The organism is Cobetia sp. ICG0124, from assembly GCF_004006355.1.
GTDB lineage: Bacteria > Pseudomonadota > Gammaproteobacteria > Pseudomonadales > Halomonadaceae > Cobetia > Cobetia marina.
The window spans coordinates 509,907-530,775 of record NZ_CP024893.1 but is presented as its reverse complement, the minus strand read 5'-3'; the positions used below and the strand labels follow the sequence as shown (position 1 = coordinate 530,775).

At 64.2% G+C, this 20,869-nt stretch carries 19 protein-coding genes and 2 pseudogenes; 5 read left to right on the top strand and 16 right to left on the bottom strand.

Features of this window, described 5'->3' with window-relative positions:
• Positions 1–25 precede the first annotated feature (25 nt).
• The 8 genes and pseudogenes from CU110_RS16475 to ampD form a co-directional block, all read right to left on the bottom strand.
• Entirely contained in the window at positions 26–769 is a 744-nt protein-coding gene (locus CU110_RS16475) for a class I SAM-dependent methyltransferase (protein WP_084209594.1), read from the bottom strand.
• 105 nt (positions 770–874) lie between these two features.
• Positions 875–1,672: pseudogene (locus CU110_RS02480) on the bottom strand (undecaprenyl-diphosphate phosphatase); the annotation flags it as partial.
• 101 nt (positions 1,673–1,773) lie between these two features.
• Entirely contained in the window at positions 1,774–2,469 is a 696-nt protein-coding gene (gene tsaB / locus CU110_RS02475) for a tRNA (adenosine(37)-N6)-threonylcarbamoyltransferase complex dimerization subunit type 1 TsaB (protein WP_077380140.1), read from the bottom strand.
• 129 nt (positions 2,470–2,598) lie between these two features.
• Positions 2,599–3,255 carry an adenylate kinase gene (gene adk / locus CU110_RS02470; protein WP_077380142.1) on the bottom strand — a complete coding sequence of 219 codons (657 nt, stop codon included), beginning with the start codon at positions 3,253–3,255 and terminating at the stop codon, positions 2,599–2,601.
• Between the two features lie 197 nt (positions 3,256–3,452).
• Positions 3,453–4,214, bottom strand: coding sequence for a TerC family protein (locus tag CU110_RS02465; RefSeq protein ID WP_077380144.1), 762 nt, complete (start codon positions 4,212–4,214; stop codon positions 3,453–3,455).
• Between the two features lie 185 nt (positions 4,215–4,399).
• Positions 4,400–6,365, bottom strand: a pseudogene (gene aceF, locus CU110_RS02460) (pyruvate dehydrogenase complex dihydrolipoyllysine-residue acetyltransferase).
• Between the two features lie 105 nt (positions 6,366–6,470).
• The gene (gene aceE, locus CU110_RS02455) at positions 6,471–9,146 is read right to left on the bottom strand and encodes a pyruvate dehydrogenase (acetyl-transferring), homodimeric type (RefSeq protein WP_077380148.1); all 2,676 of its coding nucleotides are present in this window, start codon (positions 9,144–9,146) and stop codon (positions 6,471–6,473) included.
• 275 nt (positions 9,147–9,421) lie between these two features.
• The gene (ampD, locus tag CU110_RS02450; RefSeq protein ID WP_084207887.1) at positions 9,422–10,033 is read right to left on the bottom strand and encodes a 1,6-anhydro-N-acetylmuramyl-L-alanine amidase AmpD; all 612 of its coding nucleotides are present in this window, start codon (positions 10,031–10,033) and stop codon (positions 9,422–9,424) included.
• Between the two features lie 187 nt (positions 10,034–10,220).
• Between ampD and nadC the strand changes: the two genes are divergently transcribed.
• From nadC to CU110_RS02435, 3 genes are all read left to right on the top strand, one after another.
• Positions 10,221–11,084, top strand: a complete 864-nt coding sequence (gene nadC / locus CU110_RS02445) for a carboxylating nicotinate-nucleotide diphosphorylase (RefSeq protein WP_084207886.1) — start codon at positions 10,221–10,223, stop codon at positions 11,082–11,084.
• Positions 11,085–11,194: 110 nt separating this feature from the next.
• Positions 11,195–11,854, top strand: coding sequence for a class I SAM-dependent methyltransferase (locus CU110_RS02440; RefSeq protein ID WP_084207885.1), 660 nt, complete (start codon positions 11,195–11,197; stop codon positions 11,852–11,854).
• 49 nt (positions 11,855–11,903) lie between these two features.
• The gene (locus CU110_RS02435; protein ID WP_077380156.1) at positions 11,904–12,698 is read left to right on the top strand and encodes an SDR family oxidoreductase; all 795 of its coding nucleotides are present in this window, start codon (positions 11,904–11,906) and stop codon (positions 12,696–12,698) included.
• Between the two features lie 96 nt (positions 12,699–12,794).
• Here CU110_RS02435 and CU110_RS02430 read toward each other — a convergent pair whose 3' ends face one another.
• Genes CU110_RS02430 through CU110_RS02415 form a run of 4 tightly spaced genes read right to left on the bottom strand, consistent with a single transcriptional unit; the run spans position 12,795 to position 15,284 of the window.
• Positions 12,795–13,313: a GNAT family N-acetyltransferase gene (locus tag CU110_RS02430; RefSeq protein WP_240499645.1), complete on the bottom strand. Its 519-nt coding sequence runs from the start codon at positions 13,311–13,313 to the stop codon at positions 12,795–12,797.
• A gap of 32 nt (positions 13,314–13,345) precedes the next feature.
• Positions 13,346–14,026, bottom strand: a complete 681-nt coding sequence (gene mtnC, locus CU110_RS02425; RefSeq protein WP_084207884.1) for an acireductone synthase — start codon at positions 14,024–14,026, stop codon at positions 13,346–13,348.
• On the bottom strand, positions 14,023–14,619 hold the full coding sequence (locus CU110_RS02420; protein ID WP_077380160.1) for a cupin: 597 nt from the start codon (positions 14,617–14,619) through the stop codon (positions 14,023–14,025). Before CU110_RS02420 ends, mtnC begins: the two co-directional genes overlap by 4 nt.
• A complete protein-coding gene (locus tag CU110_RS02415; protein ID WP_084209593.1) occupies positions 14,616–15,284 on the bottom strand; it encodes a methylthioribulose 1-phosphate dehydratase in 669 nt (222 codons plus the stop codon). The genes CU110_RS02420 and CU110_RS02415 overlap by 4 nt, the downstream gene beginning before the upstream one ends.
• 338 nt (positions 15,285–15,622) lie before the next feature.
• Here CU110_RS02415 and tsaA point away from each other — a divergent pair, with 338 nt between their 5' ends.
• Together tsaA and CU110_RS02405 are read left to right on the top strand one after the other, a co-directional pair.
• The gene (tsaA, locus tag CU110_RS02410; RefSeq protein WP_240665529.1) at positions 15,623–16,384 is read left to right on the top strand and encodes a tRNA (N6-threonylcarbamoyladenosine(37)-N6)-methyltransferase TrmO; all 762 of its coding nucleotides are present in this window, start codon (positions 15,623–15,625) and stop codon (positions 16,382–16,384) included.
• Positions 16,385–16,502: 118 nt separating this feature from the next.
• Positions 16,503–17,123 (top strand): NAD(P)H-dependent oxidoreductase, encoded by a 621-nt coding sequence (locus CU110_RS02405; protein WP_127734444.1) that lies wholly within the window; start codon positions 16,503–16,505, stop codon positions 17,121–17,123.
• Here the strand turns inward: CU110_RS02405 and purC are convergent.
• The 4 genes from purC to dapA form a co-directional block, all read right to left on the bottom strand.
• Positions 17,078–17,794, bottom strand: a complete 717-nt coding sequence (gene purC / locus CU110_RS02400; protein ID WP_077380164.1) for a phosphoribosylaminoimidazolesuccinocarboxamide synthase — start codon at positions 17,792–17,794, stop codon at positions 17,078–17,080. The genes CU110_RS02405 and purC overlap by 46 nt on opposite strands.
• Before the next feature lie 194 nt (positions 17,795–17,988).
• Positions 17,989–18,807, bottom strand: coding sequence for an MBL fold metallo-hydrolase (locus CU110_RS02395; RefSeq protein ID WP_240665452.1), 819 nt, complete (start codon positions 18,805–18,807; stop codon positions 17,989–17,991).
• A 12-nt stretch (positions 18,808–18,819) separates the two neighbouring features.
• Positions 18,820–19,758, bottom strand: a complete 939-nt coding sequence (locus CU110_RS02390) for a hypothetical protein (protein WP_077380166.1) — start codon at positions 19,756–19,758, stop codon at positions 18,820–18,822.
• Positions 19,758–20,642 (bottom strand): 4-hydroxy-tetrahydrodipicolinate synthase, encoded by an 885-nt coding sequence (dapA, locus tag CU110_RS02385; protein ID WP_077380168.1) that lies wholly within the window; start codon positions 20,640–20,642, stop codon positions 19,758–19,760. The genes CU110_RS02390 and dapA overlap by 1 nt, the downstream gene beginning before the upstream one ends.
• Positions 20,643–20,869: the final 227 nt, after the last annotated feature.

Genomic DNA, 20,869 nt, shown 5'->3' with positions numbered 1-20,869 from the left:
GCGCCTGCGCGATACGCCTTCGCGGCTAGCGCAGCGCCTGCTTGACGTAGACGTCGTAGCGGCTGGTCTTCTCCTCCACCACATGACTCGGCGCGATGCCGCCGATCGGCTCAGCCTTGCGCGGACGCTTGACCACCACCCGATGGGTCGCGACCTCCAGTGCCGAATCCAGCAAGGCCGGCGCATCCGCGTCATCCCCCGCCAGGGCACGGAAGAGTCGCATCTCCTTCTTCACCAGCGCGGACTTGTCACGGTGCGGGTACATCGGATCCAGATGCACCACCTGCGGCGGCTGATCCCACAGCGCGACGAGCTCTCCCAGATCACGCGAGGCATCCCCCTGCAGCGCCTGCATGCGTAGCGCGATCTCGCGTATCTCGTCGTCTGCACAGCCCTGCGCGCGGGTCAGGCCATCGACCAGGATCGCCGCCGTCGCGGCGACACGCTCGATCATCAGCACCGGCGATCCGAGACTGGCCAGCACGAAGGCATCGCGCCCCAGCCCGGCGGTGGCATCGACGATGCTTGGCAGCGCGCCGCGATTCAGGCCACAGGCCCGCGCGATCAGCTGATTGCGTCCCCCGCCGAAACGCCGGCGGTGGTCCGCCCGACCAGCGACGAAATCCACATGCAGCGGTTTGCCGTACTCGCGCTCGTCCCCGGCGATCACGACCCGCGGTACGCCCTGCTCGTCCTGCGCCACCTCGAGCCGCAGAGCCGGCAACGCATCATCGTCCCGGATGGCGATCCCGAAGTGTGCCGCCAGCATGGCGAGCTCCGGATGCACCGCCAGCTGCGAGCGAGCGATGGCGATCACGGGGGTCGCGTCAGCGGCGTCAGAGGAAGGAGCGAGGGGATCCAGCAACAGCATGCCGAACAGCAGCACGCCCAGCAGCAGACGGTAGATGACGAAGGGCAACATGCCGATGCTGTCGATGGCCTTGAGGAACAGCTTGATGCACACCAGCGCCGAGACGAAGGACAGCACAACACCCAGTCCGACATCGAACAGCTGGGCTTCACTGCCGGTCTCGATCAGCTCCAGCCCCTTGAGTGAGCCCGCCGCGAGAATCAGCGGAATCGACAGCAGGAAGGAGAAGCGCGCCGCACTCTGACGCTCGAAGCCCAGCAGCAGCGCGGCAGTGATGGTGATGCCCGAACGCGAGGTGCCCGGAATCAGTGCCAATGCCTGGAACAGACCGATGATCAACGCCCCCTTGAGCGTGAGCGTCGCCAGATCCCGCGTGCGCGTGCCCTTGGCATCCGCCCACCACAGCAGCAGACCGAAGACGATGGTGGTCGTGCCGATCACGGCAGTCGAACGCCCGGCCGTTTCCACCACATCGCCCAACAGGCCACCGAAGACGACGGCCGGCAGCGTCGCCAGCAATACCGCCCAGCCCAGACGGCTGTCGTCGGTCTGACGCGCCGCAAGCCCGCCTGAACCGCTGAACTGTCCGAACCAGCCAGCGAGGATATTGACGACATCCTTGCGAAAGGCCATCACCACGGCCAGCAGAGTACCGACATGGACCGCGACATCGAAGGCCAGTCCCTGGTCCGGCCAGCCAAGCACCTGGGAGGGCAGGATCAGGTGAGCGGAGGAGGAAATCGGCAGAAATTCGGTCAGACCTTGAATGACGGCCAACGCCACCACGTGCATGAGTTCCATGAAACATCCTTTTAAGAGTAACGGGCCTCAATGGCCCACACGGACGACAGACATCGCCTGTGGCACTGACTGACGCGAGAGGATGGCGATCCCTGGCGCCATCAGCGCCATGCCACCTCGTTGCGCAGATAGACAGGCTGCGCCTCGACGGCAGCGACTGCCTCGCCGCGCGCAAAGGCCTGCGCCGCCAGGATGACCATGTCCTCGGCATCCGGCTGCGGTGCCTCCAGGCGCTGCACGATGCTGGCGCGCAAGGCTTCCGGCAGCGCATCGTGCATGACCAGCCCGGAACCGATGGCCAGCCAGTCGTGCTCACGTAGCTCCTGGGGCAACTCCACGAGTCCCGGCGCCACGACCTGCTCGGGCAGCAGCTGGCTGACCTCGACCTCACCTTCGGCGGAGGTCGCCACACGATAGGCGCCGGTGTAAAGCTCGCCCATGCGGGCATCCAGCATCGGCAACACGAAACGGGCGTGGTGATGACGATGGGCCTGCAGCGCCAGCGCCGCCAGGGTCGAGACACCGATCACCGGCACCTCAAGCCCGAAGGCCAGTCCCTGAATGGTGCCAGCCGCGATGCGCAGGCCCGTGAAGGAACCCGGGCCGTGGCCATAGGCCAGCGCGTCCAGATCCTTCAACGTCAGCTGGGCATCTGCCAGCAGCGTCTCGATCATCGGCATCATCAGCTGGGTATGCTGACGGGGAGCTTCACAGCGCTCGGCAGTAACAACGCCGTCCTGCCACAGGGCAACGGAACAGGCGGAGGAGGATGCATCAATGGCCAGAAGCGTGGTCATGGGCGGTTCATCATCAGAAAAATGTGACGCGATTCTACCCGTCCCCCGCTAGCAGCAAAAGACGCAGGGTGTCCACGGCAGGTGTCGGCGCTGTGCGTCAGTCGTGCCACAGGCCGCGAACCTGCGCTGTCACTGCTCCAGCGCGCTGACCAGCTGGGCACGAATGTCATCGACGGAGCCGATGCCTTCGATGCGATGGTAGGCCGGTGCCTGGGCATCGCCAGTGGCAGACCAGCTGGAGTAGTACTCGACCAGCGGCTCGGTCTGCTCATGGTAGACGGACAGACGGTTGCGCACCGTGGCTTCACGGTCATCTTCACGCTGGATCAAGGCTTCGCCAGTGACGTCGTCCTTGCCTTCCTCGCGCGGCGGGTTGTACTCGATGTGATAGACACGACCGGAATCCGGGTGCACACGACGACCGGACAGACGCTTGACGATTTCCTCGTCCGCCACGGCGATCTCGACCACGTGGTCCAGCTTCACGCCCGCTTCCTTCATGGCGTCAGCCTGCGGAATGGTACGCGGGAAGCCATCGAACAGGAAGCCGTTCTCGCAGTCGGGCTGGCTGATGCGTTCCTTGACCAGAGCGATGATGATCTCGTCGGACACCAGCCCGCCGGTATTCATGATCTCCTTGACCTTGAGCCCCAGCTCGCTGCCGGCCTTGACCGCTGCACGCAACATGTCTCCGGTGGAAATCTGCGGGATGTTGAAACGCTCGCAGATGAACTGGGCCTGAGTGCCCTTGCCGGCGCCGGGGGCGCCCAACAGGATCAAACGCATCGGTACTGCTCCTTGAGTGTGCAAATGAAAAGCGTGAAACGGGTGTAAATGGGTCATCCGGGCTTGTGTGCCCTGCCCTCGACGGCAGATGGCCATCCGAGGCGCTCTGGCCGCCGAAGGGCTGACGATACCGCTCACACGGCCATCGCACAAGCACACCAAAGGCGCGCATGACGCCCCTTGGCACTGTTTTGGCCTCACTCGGCGACCTCTTCCGCCTGGCTGCTGCGACGTAGCCGCACCGCCTTGGCCCGCTTGCCGCGCAGCCGGATGTTGAGCATTTCCACCGCCAGCGAGAAGGCCATCGCCACGTAGATGTAGCCCTTGGGCACATGGACGCCGAAGCCTTCGACCATCAACATCATGCCGACCATGATCAGGAAGGACAGGGCCAGCATCTTGATGGTCGGGTGGCGATCGACGAAATCACCGATCGGCTTGGCCGCCACCATCATGATGCCCACCGAGATGACGATCGCGATGATCATCACCGTCAGATGGTCGACCATGCCCACCGCCGTGATCACCGAATCCAGCGAGAAGACGATATCGATCAACGCGATCTGGACCATGATCGCCATGAAGCTGGCACCGCCCTTCTTCGCGCCCTCTTCCGCCGGGTCCTCACCCTCGAGGTTGGCATGGATCTCATGGGTGCTCTTGCCGAGCAGGAACAGCCCCCCGAAGACCAGGATCAGATCCCGCCCGGAGAAGCTGAAATCCAGCACGCTGAACAACGGTGTCGTCAGTGACATCAGCCACGACAACGACATCAACAGCACGATGCGCATGCCCATCGCCAGGCCGAGACCGATCATGCGGCCACGTTGGCGCTGAGCCTCGGGCAGGCGCGCGACCAGAATCGACAGGAAGATGATGTTGTCGATGCCCAGCACGATCTCAAGCGCGGTCAGGGTCGCCAGAGCCACCCATGCCGAAGGGTCCATCAACCATTCCATTGTCTTGCTCCTTGTGTGTTGCGAGAACCGGCCTTCCCGGGGAGTGCCAGCACGATGCGGCAGATCGCGGCAGGTTGGCGTGAAGCATCGCATGTTGTACAGGGCAGCAACAGCTGTCGCCGCCCTGCCACGCCAACGGACATGCACAAAAAAACGGCCTCCCGAAGGAGGCCGTTCTGTCGACATCAGAGCAGCAGACGACGCACGTCGGTCAGCACCTGAGCCAGATACGCCGTGAAGCGTGCTGCATCCGCCCCGTTCACCGCCCGGTGATCGTAGGACAGCGACAGCGGCATCATCAGGCGCGGCTGGAAGGCAGCGCCATCCCACACCGGCTTCATCTGCGCCTTGGAGACACCCAGGATGGCGACTTCCGGCGTGTTGACGATCGGCGTGAAGGCAGTACCCCCAATGGAGCCAAGGCTCGAGATGGTGAAACAACCACCGGTCATCTCTTCGCGCTTGAGCTTCTTGGTCTGCGCCTTCTTGGCCAGCTCCACGGATTCGCGGGCCAGCTCCAGCAGGCTCTTCTGATCCGCATTGCGGATCACCGGCACCATCAGGCCGTCCGGCGTATCCACCGCGATACCGATGTGCACGTATTTCTTGTGCACCAGGGTCTCGCCGTCAGACTTGAGGCTGACGTTGAACTGCGGATACTTGGCCAGCGCGTGGGCAGCCGCCTTGATCATGAACGGCAGCGGCGTGAGCTTGGCGCCTGCCGCTTCTGCCTCGGCCTTCATGGACTTGCGGAAGGCCTCGAGCTCGGTGATGTCGGCTTCATCGAACTGGGTCACGTGCGGGACGTTGAGCCAGCTGCGATGCAGGTTGGTGGCGCCCGCCTTCATCAGGCGGCCCATCTTCGACTCTTCGATCTCACCGAACTGGCTGAAGTCCTGATCCGGCACCTGCGGGATACCGGCACCGCCGGTGGCCTGCGCGGCAGGGGCTGCCGGTGCGGACTTGGCCTTCTGCATCATCTGCTTGACGTAGGCCTGGACATCTTCCTTCACCACACGGCCCTTCGGACCGCTGCCGGAGACGTCCGCAAGGTCGACACCGAACTCACGCGCCAGCAGGCGAACCGCAGGCCCTGCGTGGACCTTGGCACCCTTGCTCGGCTTGTGGGCCGCCATCTGGGCTTCCGGGCTCGGCGTACCGGCCGGTGTCGGCTCAGGCTTCTGCTCGGCCTTGTCTGCCTTGGGCGCGGCCGGAGCCTCCGCCTTGGCAGCCTTCGGCGCAGGCTTGGCACCGGCGACCTCGAGGTAACCGATCAGGTCGCCCTCGGACACGGTGTCGCCTTCCTTGACGGAAAGCTCCACCACCTTGCCCTTGTAGGGGCTCGGGATGTCCATGGTCGCCTTGTCGGATTCCAGCGTGATCAGCGCGTCTTCCTCGTTGACCTCATCACCGACGGCCACGGCCATCTCGATGATCGGCACGCTGTCGCTGCCGGAGAGATCCGGGACACGCAATTCCTTGCGCTCCGGCTCACCGGAGGCCTGCTCTTCTTCGGCTGGCGGAGGCACTGTCACCGCCTTCACCGGCGATTTCCATCTGACCGATGACATCACCGGACGCGACGTTGTCGCCTTCCTTGACGGTCAGCTTGACGATCTTGCCCTTGTGCGGGCTCGGGACGTCCATGCTGGCCTTGTCGGACTCCAGCGTGATCAGCGCATCCTCGGCGTCGACTTCGTCGCCTTCGGAGACCGCCATCTCGATGATCGGCACGGCCTCTGAGTCGCCCAGGTCCGGCACGACGATGTCGACGGTCCGGGTACCACCGGAAGCGGCCTTCGGTGCAGCAGCGGCCTCTTTCGGCGCCTGCTGCTCAGACGCTTCCTGCTTGGGAGCCTCTTCCTTCGGCGCTTCCTGCTCGTCAGAAGCGTCAGAGGAGGTGTCACCACCGCCTTCCGCTTCCAGCTCCAGGATGTCGTCGCCTTCGGAGACGGTGTCGCCTTCCTTGACGAGAATCTTCACCACCTTGCCGCCCTTCGGTGCCGGCACATCCATGCTGGCCTTGTCGGACTCAAGAGTGATCATGGTGTCTTCGGCGGAGATGACATCTCCGACCGCCACCGGTATCTCGATGATCTCGACATCGGAACTACCGCCAATGTCGGGAACCTTGATGATTTCGCTGCTCAAGATCGTGCTCCTTCCAAAACGTGCACGGGGAGCGACACCCGAATCACCTTCGCATCATCTTGATGTCGAGGATGGAGTGCCGCTCGCCTGTTCCGCGATCTCCGCTCAGACGCTCAGCGGATTCGGCTTGTTGGGGTCGATGCCGTAGGTCTTGATCGCTTCCGCGACCACCTTGCGGTCGATCTCACCACGATCCGCCAGCGCCTTCAGGGCCTGGACGGTGACGAAGTTGCGGTCGACTTCGAAGAAGTGACGCAGCTTCTCGCGGGTATCGGAACGACCGAAACCATCGGTACCGAGCACGTGATAGTCAGCCGGCACCCAGGCGCGAACCTGGTCAGCAAACAGCTTCATGTAGTCAGTGGCCGCCACGACCGGGCCGTCACGTCCTTCCAGGCACTGGGTGATGTGCGGCTTGGCCGGGGTCTCTTCCGGCTTGAGGAAGGCCTGACGATCCAGTTCCAGCGCTTCGCGACGCAGCTCGTTGAAGCTGGTGACGCTCCAGATGTCGGCATCGACACCGTAGTCGTCCTTCAGCATCACGGCAGCGGCTTCGACTTCACGCAGGATGGTGCCGGAACCCAGCAGCTGAACGCGTGCCTTGCCGTCCTTCGCGCCTTCCTTGAGCAGGTACATGCCCTTGATGATGTCGTCTGCGGGCACCGTTTCAAGCTCCGGCTGCTCGTAGTTCTCGTTCATCACCGCCAGGTAGTAGAAGACCGGCTCGTGCTGCTCGAACATGCGCTTCATGCCGTCCTGCACGATGACCGCCACTTCGTGAGCGTAGGTGGGGTCGTAGGTGCGGCAGTTCGGGATGGTCGAGGCCAGGATATGGCTGTGGCCATCCTGGTGCTGCAGACCTTCACCGTTCAGGGTAGTACGCCCGGCGGTCCCGCCGACCAGGAAGCCACGTGCCTGCAGATCGCCCGCGGCCCACGCCAGATCACCGATGCGCTGGAAGCCGAACATCGAGTAGTAGACGTAGAACGGCATCAGCGGCAGGTTGTGGTTGGCGTAGGACGTTGCCGCCGCCACCCACGCGGACATGGCGCCCGCTTCGGAGATACCTTCCTCGAGAACCTGACCTTTCTGGTCCTCGCGGTAATACATGATCTGACCCTTGTCGACCGGCTCGTACTTCTGGCCTGCCGCGGTGTAGATGCCCAGCTGACGGAACATGCCTTCCATGCCGAAGGTACGCGCTTCGTCAGGAATGATCGGCACGACACGCTCGCCGAGGGTCTTGTGCTTGACCAGACCGTTGAGCACGCGCACGAAGGCCATGGTGGTGGACACTTCGCGGCCGTTGGAGCCCTTGAGCTGGGACGCGAAGATCTTGTCGTCCAGCGGCGGGATTTCCAGCGTTTCATACTCGGTGCGACGCTGCGGCAGGTAGCCGTTGAGACGTTCGCGCATGAGGTGCATGTACTTCATTTCCGGGCTGTCGTCCGCCGGCTTGTAGTACGGCACTTCCTCGAGCTGCTCGTCGGTCAGCGGGATACCGAAGCGATCACGGAAGGTCTTGAGCGCTTCGTGCTCCATGGTCTTGACCTGGTGGGCTTCGTTGGCCGCTTCGCCATCGCCCATGCCCATGCCGTAACCCTTGACGGTGTGCGCCAGGATGACGGTCGGACGACCATTGGCGTTGTTGACCGCCTCGTGATACGCCGCGTAGACCTTGTACGGGTCGTGGCCACCACGGTTCAGACGCCAGATGTCGTCGTCTGACATGTCCTTGACCAGATCGGCCGTCTCCGGGTACTTGCCGAAGAAGTGCTCACGCGTGTACGCGCCGCCATTGGCCTTGTAGTTCTGGTAGTCGCCGTCGACCGCCTCGTCCATGCGCTTCTGCAGGATGCCTTTCTTGTCCTGCTCGAACAGCGGATCCCAGAAGCGACCCCAGGTGACCTTGAGCACGTTCCAGTCGGCACCACGGAAGACGCCTTCCAGCTCGTCCATGATGCGGCCGTTGCCGCGCACCGGACCATCAAGACGCTGCAGGTTGCAGTTGATGACGAAGATCAGGTTGTCGAGGTTCTCGCGACCCGCCAGCGAGATGGCACCCAGGGATTCCGGCTCGTCACACTCGCCGTCACCCATGAAGCACCACACCTTGCGGTCGTACATGGACTTCAACTCACGCGAGTTGAGGTACTTCATGACGTGCGCCTGGTAGATCGCCTGGATCGGGCCCAGACCCATGGAGACGGTCGGGAACTGCCAGTAATCCGGCATCAGCCACGGGTGCGGATAGGAGGACAGGCCATTGCCGTCGACTTCCTGACGGAAGCTGTCCATCTGCTCCTGGCTGAGACGACCTTCCAGGAAGGAACGTGCATAGATACCCGGTGCCACGTGGCCCTGGATATACAGCAGGTCACCTTCGAAATCGCCTTCCGGTGCACGGAAGAAGTGGTTGAAACCTACATCATAAAGCGTCGCACTGGACATGAAGCTCGAGATGTGACCGCCCAGGCCCTTGTGGGCACGGTTGTTGCGGATCACCTGAGCGATGGCGTTGTAGCGGATAAGCGAACGGATACGACGCTCCATGAACAGGTCGCCCGGCATGCGCGCTTCGCGGTGCACGGGGATACTGTTGCGATGGGGCGTGGTCACCGAGAAGGGTACTTGATGGCCATCACGACGCAGGCGGTCGGCCAGGCGTGACATCAGGTACTGGGCACGATCCTCACCCTCACGATCCAGAACCGATTCCAGGGAGTCCAACCATTCCGTGGTTTCGATCGGATCGAGATCTTCTCTTGCCTCCAGACTCATAGACGTCTCTCCGAGTGAAGAAATTTTTTGTCAGTTGTTCCGACGAAATGCTACATCGGAACCAGTGGCGCTCTTCAGTGTGGGCACAGCCTTCTGAGTGGGCCGCGTCTCCGATAAAACCGCGGCAACCGGAGACTCCGGCTGCCAGATGCGTTGTGCTTCGTGCGTCAAAGCAGGGCACAAGATGCAGTCATTTGGCGTGAAAGATACCGCAAACACCCCCCCGTGCCAATTCGGTGCATGCTGCATTGCACCATCGCGAGGCACTTGCGACCTTAGTCCTGAATGTCGTCCAGCAGGCGATCGAAGTAAGCCCAGTCAAAGGCGGGACCAGGATCCGTCTTGCGCAACGGCGCAATCCGCGCATGCGAGGTGATGCGCTCACGGGTCAGCGCCGGGTAGCGGGCCATCAGGCCGGCGACCGTCCGTGCCAGCGTCCGGTACTGCACCTCGCGGTAGGGGTGCACCTCATCGCCCTCTAGCTCGATGCCGATGCTGAAGTCATTGAGCTCCACGCGCTCACGCGCTCCGTCATGCCAGCGCGACCGCCCCGCATGCCAGGCACGACGATCGAAGGGCACGAACTGCACCAGACGACCATCACGCTGGATCAGCACATGCGCCGAGACGCGCAGATGATGGATGTCGGCAAAGTAGGGATGGGCACCGGGGTCGAGCTGATTGGTGAACAGCTGCTCGATGGCCGGCCCCCCGAAGCGCCCCGGTGGCAGGCTGATGGAATGCAGCACCAATGCCGACACTTCGCCCTCGGGACGCGCATTGTGGTTGGGCGACGGCACCTGACGGGCATTTTCCAGCCAGTGCTCAGGGGTGACGGCCAGTCGCGCCAGCTGGCCCGACCATGGGGAGGAAGACGAGGGGGGCATCGATGACTCCAGACGGGAACGACATTGCACGCGGGGCGTGATCGCACACAGGGACTGACCGCCCGCGCGGCTTTTCCTATAATGGCGCACATTATGGCATGCTCGGCAGCCATGGGTCTGTGTCGGGGGGCTTCCTGCGGCGCGATACCAGCTCCGGCAGCACTTCTTGCACAAGGATCAGACGCGCATGAACTTCCACGACGCCCTCGCCGAGGATATCCGCACCAGCGCCGCCCGCCTGCTCGCCGAAGATGTTGGCGGTGGCGACATCACCGCCGAGCTGATTCCCGAAAGACAGTGGGCCAAGGCCCGGGTGATCAGCCGTGAGGCGGCCATTCTGTGCGGCGTGCCCTGGGTGGATGAGCTCTTTCGTCGCCTCGACTCGCGTGTCAGTCTCAAGTGGCTGGCCAGCGATGGTGACCGACTCGAGGCCGACACGCCCTTCCTTGAGCTGGAAGGCCCCGCTCGCTCGCTGCTGACCGGAGAGCGCGCAGCACTCAATCTGCTGCAGACGCTGTCCGGTACCGCGACCCGCGCCCACCACTACGCTTCACTCGTGGAAGGCAGCGGCGTGCGTCTGCTGGATACCCGCAAGACGCTGCCCGGCATGCGAGTGTCCCAGAAATACGCCGTCAGCTGCGGGGGCGGCCACAATCATCGCATCGGCCTGTATGACGCCTTCCTGATCAAGGAAAACCATATCGCCGCCTGTGGCAGCATCGCGGCCGCCGTCCGTGAGGCACGCGATATCGCCTCGGACCTGACCTGCGAAGTGGAAGTCGAGAATTTCGCGGAGCTGGAACAGGCGCTGGATGCTGGTGCCGACGTCATCATGCTCGACAACTTCAACAACGATCAGCTCATCGAGGCCGTCGCGCGCAACAAGGCGCATGCCAAGCCAGCCGTGCTGGAAGCCTCGGGCAACGTCAACGAGAGCACCCTGGCCGGCATCGCCGCCACCGGCGTGGATTGCATCTCGATCGGCGCGCTGACCAAGGACGTGACGGCCATCGACCTGTCGATGCGCATCTACACTGTCGAGACCCGCTAGCCAGATGACAGGTGAGTGTCTTCCTGCTGGTCAGCTCCTGTCCTGCTGATGTCACCGGTGACGCCGGTCCATCTTCACGACGCCTTGCCATACCGCCAGGGAGGCGCCCCATGTCCTCGCCATCTCCTCATCAGCGTCCGCCTGCCGCCTCCACGGTGTCAGGCGGACGCTGGCAGACCCGCCGCTGGAGCCTCTACGCACCGATCTACGACCGCGTGGCAGCGCGTGCCCTGCGCTCGGCACGCCGAGACGCCATCGCGACACTGGACCTGAAAGCCGGGACTCGCGTGCTGCTGCTCGGCGGCGGTACCGGGCTCGACCTGCCCTTCCTGCCCCGTGACATCGAACTCGAGGTGGTCGATGCCTCGCCTGCCATGCTGCGCCGCTGCCGCGAGCGCGCCGAGGCGCTGGGCTTCGATGCCAACGTCAAGCTGGGCGATGCCATGGCACTCGACTTTCCCGATGGCCACTTTGACGTCGTGATCGCCCACCTGATCTTCGCGGTCGTGCCAGAACCGCAGACAGCCTTCGATGAAGCATTGCGCGTGCTGGCATCGGACGGCGAGATGTCCCTGCTCGACAAGGGCTTGCGCGGTCAGCAGCCAGCCGGGGTGATCCGGCGGCTGCTCAATCCGCTGGCCCGCCTGCTGGCCACCAATCTCAGCGTGCCTCTCGATGGCCTGCTGGAAGGGCATGCCATACAGCGCATGGAAGACCGCGACCTCGGGCCTGGCGGCCTGTTGCGTCACATGCACCTTCGCAAGATCTGATCCGCACCGGCGCTGCCCCTTCGCCGTCGCTTGCCGTGAAGGAGGTTGCATGCAGATTGATCTACACGGACGCAGCGCCATCATCAGTGGTTCCACCGCCGGCATCGGCCTTGCCATCGCGACGGGACTCGCCCGCGCGGGTGCCAGCGTCACCCTGACCGGCCGTACCCAGGCACGTGTCGATGACGCCATCGCCCAGCTCAAGCGTGATGTCCCTGACAGCAAGGTACAGGGCGTGGCCGCGGACCTGGGCTCGCGCGAAGGCTGCGACACGCTGATCCAGACCGTCCCGGACACCGACATCCTGATCAACAATGTCGGCATCTTCGCCCCACAGGACTTCTTCGAGACCGACGACGACACCTGGGAGCAGTTCTTCCAGGTCAACGTGATGTCGGCGGTACGCCTGTCCCGCCACTATGCGCGCGGCATGAAGGAGCGCGACTGGGGGCGCATCCAGTTCCTGTCCAGCGAGTCGGCGCTCAACATCCCCAGCGAGATGGTCCATTACGGCATGACCAAGTCCGCCGTCCAGTCCGTCTCACGCGGGCTCGCCAAGGTGCTGTCCGGCACGCAGGTCACCGTCAACGCCATCCTGCCGGGGCCGACCCGCTCCGAGGGCGTGCTCGAGATGCTCAAGAAGAACGCCGAGGAGCAAGGCAGGACGCTTGAGGAGGTCGAGGCTGACTTCGTCCAGCAGACCCGCCCCACCTCCATCCTCCAGCGCATGGCAAGCCCCGAGGAAGTCGCCAACATGAGCGTCTACGCGGCCTCCGAGCAGGCCAGTGCCACGACAGGTGCCGCGCTGCGGGTGGAAGGCGGTATCGTCGATACCATGGCCTGATCGCCAGCCAGGTCCGTTACCCTGTCGAACGCAAGACGCCCCCACCGGGTGACCGGTGGGGGCGTCTTCATGTCCGATATCACCGTGACGCACGCGTCACTCGTCGAGACGTTTCTCGAAGCGCTCGCGCTTGAGGCAGATGCCGCCTCGCTTGACGTGCTCAAGCCCCAGACTCTCCCAGCCGCGGCGTGCAAGCCCTGGCGACAGCATCAGACTGGCCTCCAGACTCACCACCCGCACCTTGCGTCGGCGAAGGTCCTGTTCGGCCTCCTCCAGCAAGCGGGTGCCTATCCCCTGCCCGGTCAGCCCCGGGTAGACGTAGAGCATCTCGATCCGGGCCAGCGGCCATTCAGGGGCATACTCGCAGAAGGCGATGCAGCGCCCGTCCCGTTCGGCCACCAGCACTTCGAAGCGATGCTGGCGCGCCGCCCAGCGCTCGGCATCCCTGGGCACACGGGACGCCCATTGCTGGCGTTGCGCCAGATCATAGTGACTGGCCGCCCCCTGCATCACGGCCTGATAGAACACCTCGGCCTGATCCGCGGCGTGGCGCGGCTGCGCGGTCACGATGCTGATGCGCGAGGCTGCTGCGCGGCTATCGGTCTGGCTGTGCAATCGTAGGTCCTCCTTGTGCCCCGGGACGGGGCTCACCCGCTGAAGGACACTTCATCGAAGCGACTGGCCTGAGGGTGATCCCCCGTGACCATGCCGGGCTCACGGACCAGCTGCCAGGTCTGGAAGCCGGCGGCCGCGGCGGCATCGAGCTCAGCCACCACATCGGACAGAAACAGGATCTCGGCACCCGGCAGGCCCAGATGCGCGGCAATCCGACGATAACTCTCGGCCTCCTGCTTCGGCCCTGTCGTGGTATCGAAGTAGCCCGCGAACAGCGGTGTGAGATCCCCGGCATCCGAGTGACCGAACAGCAGCTTCTGCGCCTGGATCGAGCCTGAAGAATAGACATGCAGGGACAGCCCGCGTTCCTTCCAGTCACGCAATCCCTTCACGGCATCGGGATACACATGGCCGGTGAAGTCGCCGTCCGCGTAGCCCTTCGCCCAGACCATGCCTTGCAGGGCCTTGAGTGGCGTGGCCTTGCGATCGGCATCGATCCAGCCTTCCAGGATGCCGATCACGGTTTCGAGGTCCGCCTCGGGCGCCTCGGCCAGCTCACGGGTGGCTGCCAGCTGCTCGGCGACATCATCGCGCTCGGCATTGGCGCGCAGGAAATCGCCCAGATTGGCGCGCGCATAGGGGAACAGCACCTGATGCACGAAGCGAATCGAGCCGGTGGTGCCCTCGATGTCAGTGACGATGGCGCGAATCATGCGGACTCCTGGGAATGCGGGGCGGCAGTCTGGGTGAAGTGTTCCGCCAGCGCTTCATGACGCGGGAAGCGGGCGGCGATGTCGTTGTCGGTGAAGTTGGCGACCCAGCCCTCCGGATTGGTGAACAGGCGGATGGCGGTGAAGTCCGGCGTCGGTCCCATGTCGAACCAGTGCGCGGTACCGGCCGGCACGGCGATCAGGTCATCCTTCTCGCAACCGACCGCCAGCACCCGCTCACCCAGATGCAGGTAGAAGATGCCGCTGCCGCGCACGAAGAAGCGCACCTCGTGCTCCGCGTGGCGATGCTCATCGAGGAACTTGCCCCGCAGCGCTTCCCGCTCGGGGTGATCCGGCGTCAGACCGATCACGTCGGCGGTCACGAAGCCGTTTTCCAGCTTGAGACGCGCGACATCGTCGGCGTAGGCCGCCAGCACCTGAGCCTGGTCGGTGGGATCACGCAACTCGCAGCCCGCCGTCCAGCGCTCGAAGCGGATGCCTTCGGCCTCGAGTTCGCTGGCGATCCGCGCGCCATCGGTCGTGATCAACTGCGGACGCGAGGCGTCCTGTTCGGCGTAGATGGCCAGAAAGCTCATCGCTGTCTCCTCAGTTCCAGTTCACAGCCCATCAGGAAATCGAGCGCTTCGACATGCCGGCGGCAGGCCGTCATGCTGCTGGCCCAGGTATAGAGGCCATGACCACGAATCAGGTAGCCATGCAGGCCGGCATCCGCCTTGAGGCGGGCCCGCACGTCCAGCGCCAGTGCATCGATGTCCTGAGTATTGTCGAACACCGCCAGACGTACTGGCGTCTCATGGCTCTTGATACCTTCCAGGGCCTTGTTGAGCTCGAAGCCCTCCAGGTTCAGGGTGTCGCCCTCATGACACAGCGACAGCACGGTGGCGGCCCTGGAGTGGGTATGCAGAATCGCCTGCGCCTGCGGCAGATCCTCGTAGAGCTGGCCATGCAGGCGTGCCTCGTCCGAGGCCTTGCGTGATGTGCCCAGCAACCTGACGGCGAAATCGCTGACCAGGATATCGCCACTGGTCAGGCGGCCCTTGTGGCAGCCCGAGGCAGTCACCGCCATCAGGCGATCACTGAGGCGACAGGAGAAGTTGCCGCCCGTGGCGGGCACCTGACCGGCAGCGTCCAGTGCGCGCCCGGCCTCGATCAACTGCTGGCTCGCATGCGCCAGATGATCAAGATCCAGCGTCGGCTGCAGGCCATCGGCGGTGGCGGCAATGGCGATGGGGTCTGACATGGTCTGATTGGCCCTCAAGAATCGCGTGGAGCGCTCTCGCTCCGACGCCAGCATCACGACTCAGTGCCGCTGGGCACTGCTCTCGCGGCAGACTACACAAGCCAGCCCGGCGAGACCAGTCATGCCGTACGACGACGAGCATGGCATCATGGCGGCCCGGGATGTCACACGACATCCTGCCCCGTCATCACTTCAGCCTCTGCCACGGTCTTGCCATGTCCTCTTCCGATCAGCCCGCCAGCCCCCATCCGACCGCCGACACGGCCGAGCGCCCGATGAGCGATGCCGCACTGGCCAGGCGCATGCCGCAGCTGCCCCCTCATCTGCGTGAGCAGGCCATGGCACTGGGGCAACAGACCATGCAGCCGGTGGGCATCATCGAGAGCTGCTACCCGGACAAGTTCGGCATTCCCCGCCAGCCGGGTCTGGCACGCCATGCCACCGCCATCCTGCACCTGCTGCCGCCCTTCGATGACCCGGACTGCGTGCGCGACATCGACGGCTTCAGCCACCTGTGGATCCACTTCCTGTTCCACGCCAGCCCCACACGCTGGACGCCGCTGATCCGCCCGCCACGCCTGGGTGGCAATGCACGCACCGGCGTGTTCGCCTCGCGCAGTACCCATCGCCCCAACCGACTGGGCCAGTCGGTGGTCGAGCTTGCAGGCGTCGAGACAGGCGCCAGCGACAAGCCGGGTGGCAGACAGACGGGCAGGCACAGCGGAGTGCGCCTGCTGCTGCGCGGCCATGACCTGCTGGATGGCACGCCGGTGATGGACATCAAGCCCTATCTGCCGTGGGTCGATGCCGTGCCCCAGGCGCGCGCCGGTTACGCGCCTGCCCCGCCGCCACGCCATGCCGTCATGTTCAGTGACGAAGCCGAGCAGCAGCTTGAACAGCGCTCCGACAGTGCCACGCTGCGCGCGCTGATCGAGGAAGTGCTCGCCCAGGACCCGCGCCCCGCCTACCACGCCGCCAAGACTGCCGATGGCAAGCGTCAATATGGCGTGCAGCTGGTGGACGTGGATGTGCGCTTCACGGCGTACACCCAACCCGACGGCAGCCTGACGATGCAGGTCGCCGCCATCGTGGCCAGCTGAACGAGAGAGCGGCGCCAGATCAGGACAATGCCAGATTGCATTGGCGAACCGTCACGACTCCTGACCATACTGGGCGTGCATTCCAGCATCTTCACGTGTTCCACCGGGAGTCCGCCGCATGAGTATTCGTCTGCTTGCCTTTGCCGCCAGTACCCGCAAGGCCTCCGTCAATCGGCGCCTGATCACTCGCCTCGCCCATCTGGCCGGCGATCAGGGAGCCGAGATCAACCTGCTCGACCTCAACGACTTCCCGATGCCGCTCTACGATGGGGACAGCGAAGAAGCCAACGGGCGTCCTGCCAGTGCAGACCGTCTGCAGGCCCTGTTTGCCAGCCATCAGGGGCTGTTGCTGGCCACCCCGGAATACAATGGCTTCTTCAGCCCATTGCTCAAGAACACCTTTGACTGGCTGTCGCGTCCGGACACCGAAGGCCAGAGCGGCATGGATGCCTTGCGCGGCATGCCGGTCGGCATCGTCTCGGCATCCCCGGGCGGGATGGGCGGCATGCGCGCCCTGCCGTTCGTGCGACTCTATCTGAACAACCTCGGCATGCTGGTCGCTCCCCAGCAGATCGCGGTATCCCGGGCAGGCAGTGCCTTTCGCGAGGATGGCAGCCTGGATGACGAAGGTCAGGATCACGCGCTGGCGAGTGTCGCACAGCAGGTGATCGAGCTGGCGAGACTGCGCCATGCTCACGCCGTGAAATCGATCCCGATACGACGGCCGACTTCCTCGTAGGCTTCGATCACGCCGCCCAGACCCTGACGGAAGCGGTCCTTGTCGAGCTTCTCGCGCGTCTCGGCATCCCACAGACGGCAGCCGTCCGGCGAGAATTCGTCACCCAGCACGACCTCACCCTTGAAGACACCGAACTCGAGCTTGTAGTCGACCAGCAGGATGCCGCCATCGAGGAACAGCTGCTTGAGGATGTCGTTGACCTGGAAGGTCAGTTCCTTGGCGCGCGCCAGGTGCTTGGGCTCTGCCCAGCCGAAGGTCTCGACCAGCGATTCGTTGATCATCGGGTCGCCCTTCTCGTCGTTCTTGAGGAACAGCTCGAAGGTCGGCGGATTGAGCTCGAGGCCTTCCTCGACACCCAGACGACGCACCAGTGAGCCGGCGGAGATGTTACGCACCACGCACTCCACCGCCATCATGTCGAGACGCTTGACCAGACACTCGTTGTCGCTGACCAGACGCTCGAAGTGGGTCGGGATACCGGCCGCCTTGAGCTTCTCCATGATGAAGGCATTGAACTTGTTGTTGACCATGCCCTTGCGGTCCAGCTGCTCGATACGCTTGCCGTCGAAGGCACTGGTATCGTCGCGGAATTCCAGCAGCAGAAGATCCGGATCGTCGGTGACGAAGACGGATTTGGCCTTGCCAGCGTAGAGCTCTTCACGCTTTTCCATGAGATTCCCCCTGATGACGCTAGTCGCGTCGAGTGTTGAGGCGGTCGACGATGAATCGATCACGCTTGAGTCTGTCACGCCCAGTCGAGAAGGACCGTGGCGTTGGTGTATGGCGTGATTCGAGAGCTGTCCATCTGGTCAGCTCATCCAGAATCACAAACGCCCGATCGCGAAGCGACCGGGCGTCATGAGTATCAGGCGATGGCCTGCCAGCCAAAGCCGCTGTCCTGCGCGGCGATGATCAGGCGGCTATCGTCGTCCGCAAGCCAGGGGGCCAGTGCCTCCCGGGCCAATGACGGATGATTGTTGCTCTCCGACAGGTGCGAGGCGACCAGCCGCTGCAGGCGCTCCAGCCCCAGATACGGCAGCGCGGCACAGGCCTGGGCGTTGGCCAGATGGCCGAGCCGTCCACCGACCCGCCGCTTGAGGCTGGGCGGATAAGGGCCACTGGCCAGCATCTGCGGGTCGTGGTTGAACTCCAGCACCAGACCATCGCAGTCGGCAAAGCAGCTCAGCACGTGCTCGCTGACGTGACCGAGGTCCGTCAGCACGCCCAGACGCCGCGTGGCCGTCTCGCCACGTCGGCTGAACACGAACTGCACCGGCTCACGTGCATCATGCGGCACGGTCACCGGCAGGATCTCGAGATCCTTGATCGCGAATTCCTGCTGCGGCGTGATCAGATGACGGCTCGGCAACGTGCCGAGCTTCTTCGCGCGGCCGGCAAGCCAGGTGCCCGTGGTCAGATGCACCGGCACACCATGACGGCGCGCCAGCGGCCCGATGCCTCCCAGATGGTCACCATGTTCATGGGTGACCAGCACGGCATCCAGCTGCGAGGGATGCACCCCGAGCCGCGCCAGACGCGCCTCGCTCTCCTTGAGCGTGAAGCCACAGTCCACCAGCACCAGCGCCTCACGCGTGCGTATCAGCGTGCCGTTGCCCTTGCTGCCACTGCCCAGCGAGGCCATCGACATCACGCCGCTGCGGGCCGGCGCCGGCGGCAGACGCATCAAGCAGCATGCTCAGCGCAGCGTCGACGCCACGGCGTCGAGTAGCTCGCGGGCCAGTGCAGGCGTGGTCTCTTCACCGTCGGCGCGCTTGGCTGTGACCAGCGTATGATCCTGCTCGCCACGCAGCGTGAGCACCATCGGCAGCGGCTCGCCATCCCCGCCGATCCCCAGCCAGCCACCGTCGCGATCTTCCCGCGGGATGTAGTTGACCATGAATTCGCCACGTGAGCGGTTCTGATCCACCAGCTTCTGGTAGTCGGTGTTGAAGTTCTTCTGCAGCTGGTAGAGCAGCTCGGCCCAGCTGCGCTCGGTATCCAGTGCCAGGTCGATCTGCCAGGTACCGTCACGGCCTTCCAGACGTACCCGGTCGTCACGGCTGAGCGACTGCGCCGCCAGCGAGACACCGCTGTCTGCAGGCGAGGCGGCCAGATAGCCACGCAGCGCGTTCAGGCAGCTGCCGGAGACGTCACCGCCCTGCTGACAACGCACTTCAGAGGCGTCGGCACGCAGGCCCTGATTGACGCTGATCACGCCCTGGCTGGTGGTGATCTCGCCCTTGCCGGCATCGATGCTCTGCACGTCCAGCTGCTGGTCACGCGCGAAGGTCTGCAGGCGCGTCCAGACCGCTGCAGGCGCGGCATTCACCGCCAGCCAGCGGGCATCGCCACTCTGACGCAGGGCGACGAATTCACGCTGTCCCTTCTCGCTGGTCGCCAGCGGCTGCGGACGCGGCGCCTCGAAGTCATCGCTGGCCAGGAAATCGCTGCTGGCCTGTGGCACCGGCATCGAGTCCTGATATTCGGCGCGATTGCGTGTCTCGGGCAGCTCGAGCGGCGGCGCGATGCTGGCGTCCGCATACTCGCTGTTGCGGTCATAGTAATAACCATCACTGGAGCAGCCGGCGACCGCGAGAGCCGTCAGCAGGGCCAGTGGCACAAGACGCTGACTCATCAGTTGAGCACCTCGGCCAGTTGCAGCGCTTCATCGACCGTGGAGTGATACTGCTCGGACAGCCAGGTCAGCGGCAGACGCACGCCGGCTTCCGGTGCCAGCGCCATGCGATGCATGGCGTACTTGACCGGAATCGGGTTGGATTCGACGCCCATCGCGGAGTGCAGCGGCATCAGGCGCGTGTTGATCTGGTGAGCACGCTCGGCATCGCCGGCGACGGCGGCGGCGCACATCTCGTGCATCAGGCGCGGTGCGACGTTGGCCGTCACGGAGATGTCACCGTGGCCGCCCATCAGGATGAAGTCGCAGGCCGTGGGGTCATCACCGGAGTAGAGCGCGAAATCGGTGCCCTTGAGGCGGTCGATCAGCTCCTGACCACGCTCCAGATTGCCGGTAGCATCCTTGAGGCCGACGATGTTGTCGAGCTCGGCGAGGCGGAAGACCGTCTCGTTGTAGATATCGGAGCAGGTACGACCCGGCACGTTGTAGAGAATGACCGGAATGCCGGCCTGCTCGGCGACGGCCTTGAAGTGCTGATAGAGCCCTTCCTGGGTCGGCTTGTTGTAGTACGGCGCCACGGAGAGGCAGTAATCCGCACCGACTTCCTTGGCATAACGGGCAAGCTCGACGGCTTCGGAGGTGGCGTTGGCGCCAGTCCCGGCGATGACCGGAATCTTGCCGGCGACCGTCTCGACCACACAGCGGATCACATCGAAGTGCTCCGCGAAGGACATGGTGGTCGGCTCGCCGGTAGTGCCGGCGGCGACGATGGCATCGGTGCCATTTTCGAGGTGGAAGGCGACCAGCTGGCGCAGGGCGTCCCAGTCGATCTCGCCGGTGGCCTTCATCGGGGTCGCCAGTGCGACAATGCTACCTGTGATCATCCCTCGAATTCTCCTCTGGTGCCTGATGCGCCAGGCGTGTCCCTGTGCTGTTGAAACAGCAGATCCCGGGGACAGACATCTGACATAGATTGGTTGACGCAGGACTCTGATTGCGTGGGCACGCCGACACGCGAGTCGCGCCAAGGGTGATGATGTTACAAAGACCATCGAAGCCTGTACAGACGCCATCTGCACCGGTTGTGCAAAGCGATGGATTCCCTCGCCTG

Coding starts and splice junctions, on each gene's coding strand:
- CU110_RS02465 (WP_077380144.1), bottom strand. CDS start 4,214: ATGGAATGGTTGATGGACCCTTCGGCATGGGTGGCTCTGGCGACCCTG.
- tsaB (WP_077380140.1), bottom strand. CDS start 2,469: ATGACCACGCTTCTGGCCATTGATGCATCCTCCTCCGCCTGTTCCGTT.
- CU110_RS02435 (WP_077380156.1), top strand. CDS start 11,904: ATGCAGATTGATCTACACGGACGCAGCGCCATCATCAGTGGTTCCACC.
- CU110_RS02390 (WP_077380166.1), bottom strand. CDS start 19,758: ATGAGTCAGCGTCTTGTGCCACTGGCCCTGCTGACGGCTCTCGCGGTC.
- CU110_RS02395 (WP_240665452.1), bottom strand. CDS start 18,807: ATGCGTCTGCCGCCGGCGCCGGCCCGCAGCGGCGTGATGTCGATGGCC.
- dapA (WP_077380168.1), bottom strand. CDS start 20,642: ATGATCACAGGTAGCATTGTCGCACTGGCGACCCCGATGAAGGCCACC.
- CU110_RS02405 (WP_127734444.1), top strand. CDS start 16,503: ATGAGTATTCGTCTGCTTGCCTTTGCCGCCAGTACCCGCAAGGCCTCC.
- CU110_RS02420 (WP_077380160.1), bottom strand. CDS start 14,619: ATGAGCTTTCTGGCCATCTACGCCGAACAGGACGCCTCGCGTCCGCAG.
- ampD (WP_084207887.1), bottom strand. CDS start 10,033: ATGCCCCCCTCGTCTTCCTCCCCATGGTCGGGCCAGCTGGCGCGACTG.
- nadC (WP_084207886.1), top strand. CDS start 10,221: ATGAACTTCCACGACGCCCTCGCCGAGGATATCCGCACCAGCGCCGCC.
- aceE (WP_077380148.1), bottom strand. CDS start 9,146: ATGAGTCTGGAGGCAAGAGAAGATCTCGATCCGATCGAAACCACGGAA.
- purC (WP_077380164.1), bottom strand. CDS start 17,794: ATGGAAAAGCGTGAAGAGCTCTACGCTGGCAAGGCCAAATCCGTCTTC.
- adk (WP_077380142.1), bottom strand. CDS start 3,255: ATGCGTTTGATCCTGTTGGGCGCCCCCGGCGCCGGCAAGGGCACTCAG.
- CU110_RS02415 (WP_084209593.1), bottom strand. CDS start 15,284: ATGTCAGACCCCATCGCCATTGCCGCCACCGCCGATGGCCTGCAGCCG.
- CU110_RS16475 (WP_084209594.1), bottom strand. CDS start 769: ATGCTGGCGGCACACTTCGGGATCGCCATCCGGGACGATGATGCGTTG.
- mtnC (WP_084207884.1), bottom strand. CDS start 14,026: ATGATTCGCGCCATCGTCACTGACATCGAGGGCACCACCGGCTCGATT.
- tsaA (WP_240665529.1), top strand. CDS start 15,623: ATGGCACTGGGGCAACAGACCATGCAGCCGGTGGGCATCATCGAGAGC.
- CU110_RS02440 (WP_084207885.1), top strand. CDS start 11,195: ATGTCCTCGCCATCTCCTCATCAGCGTCCGCCTGCCGCCTCCACGGTG.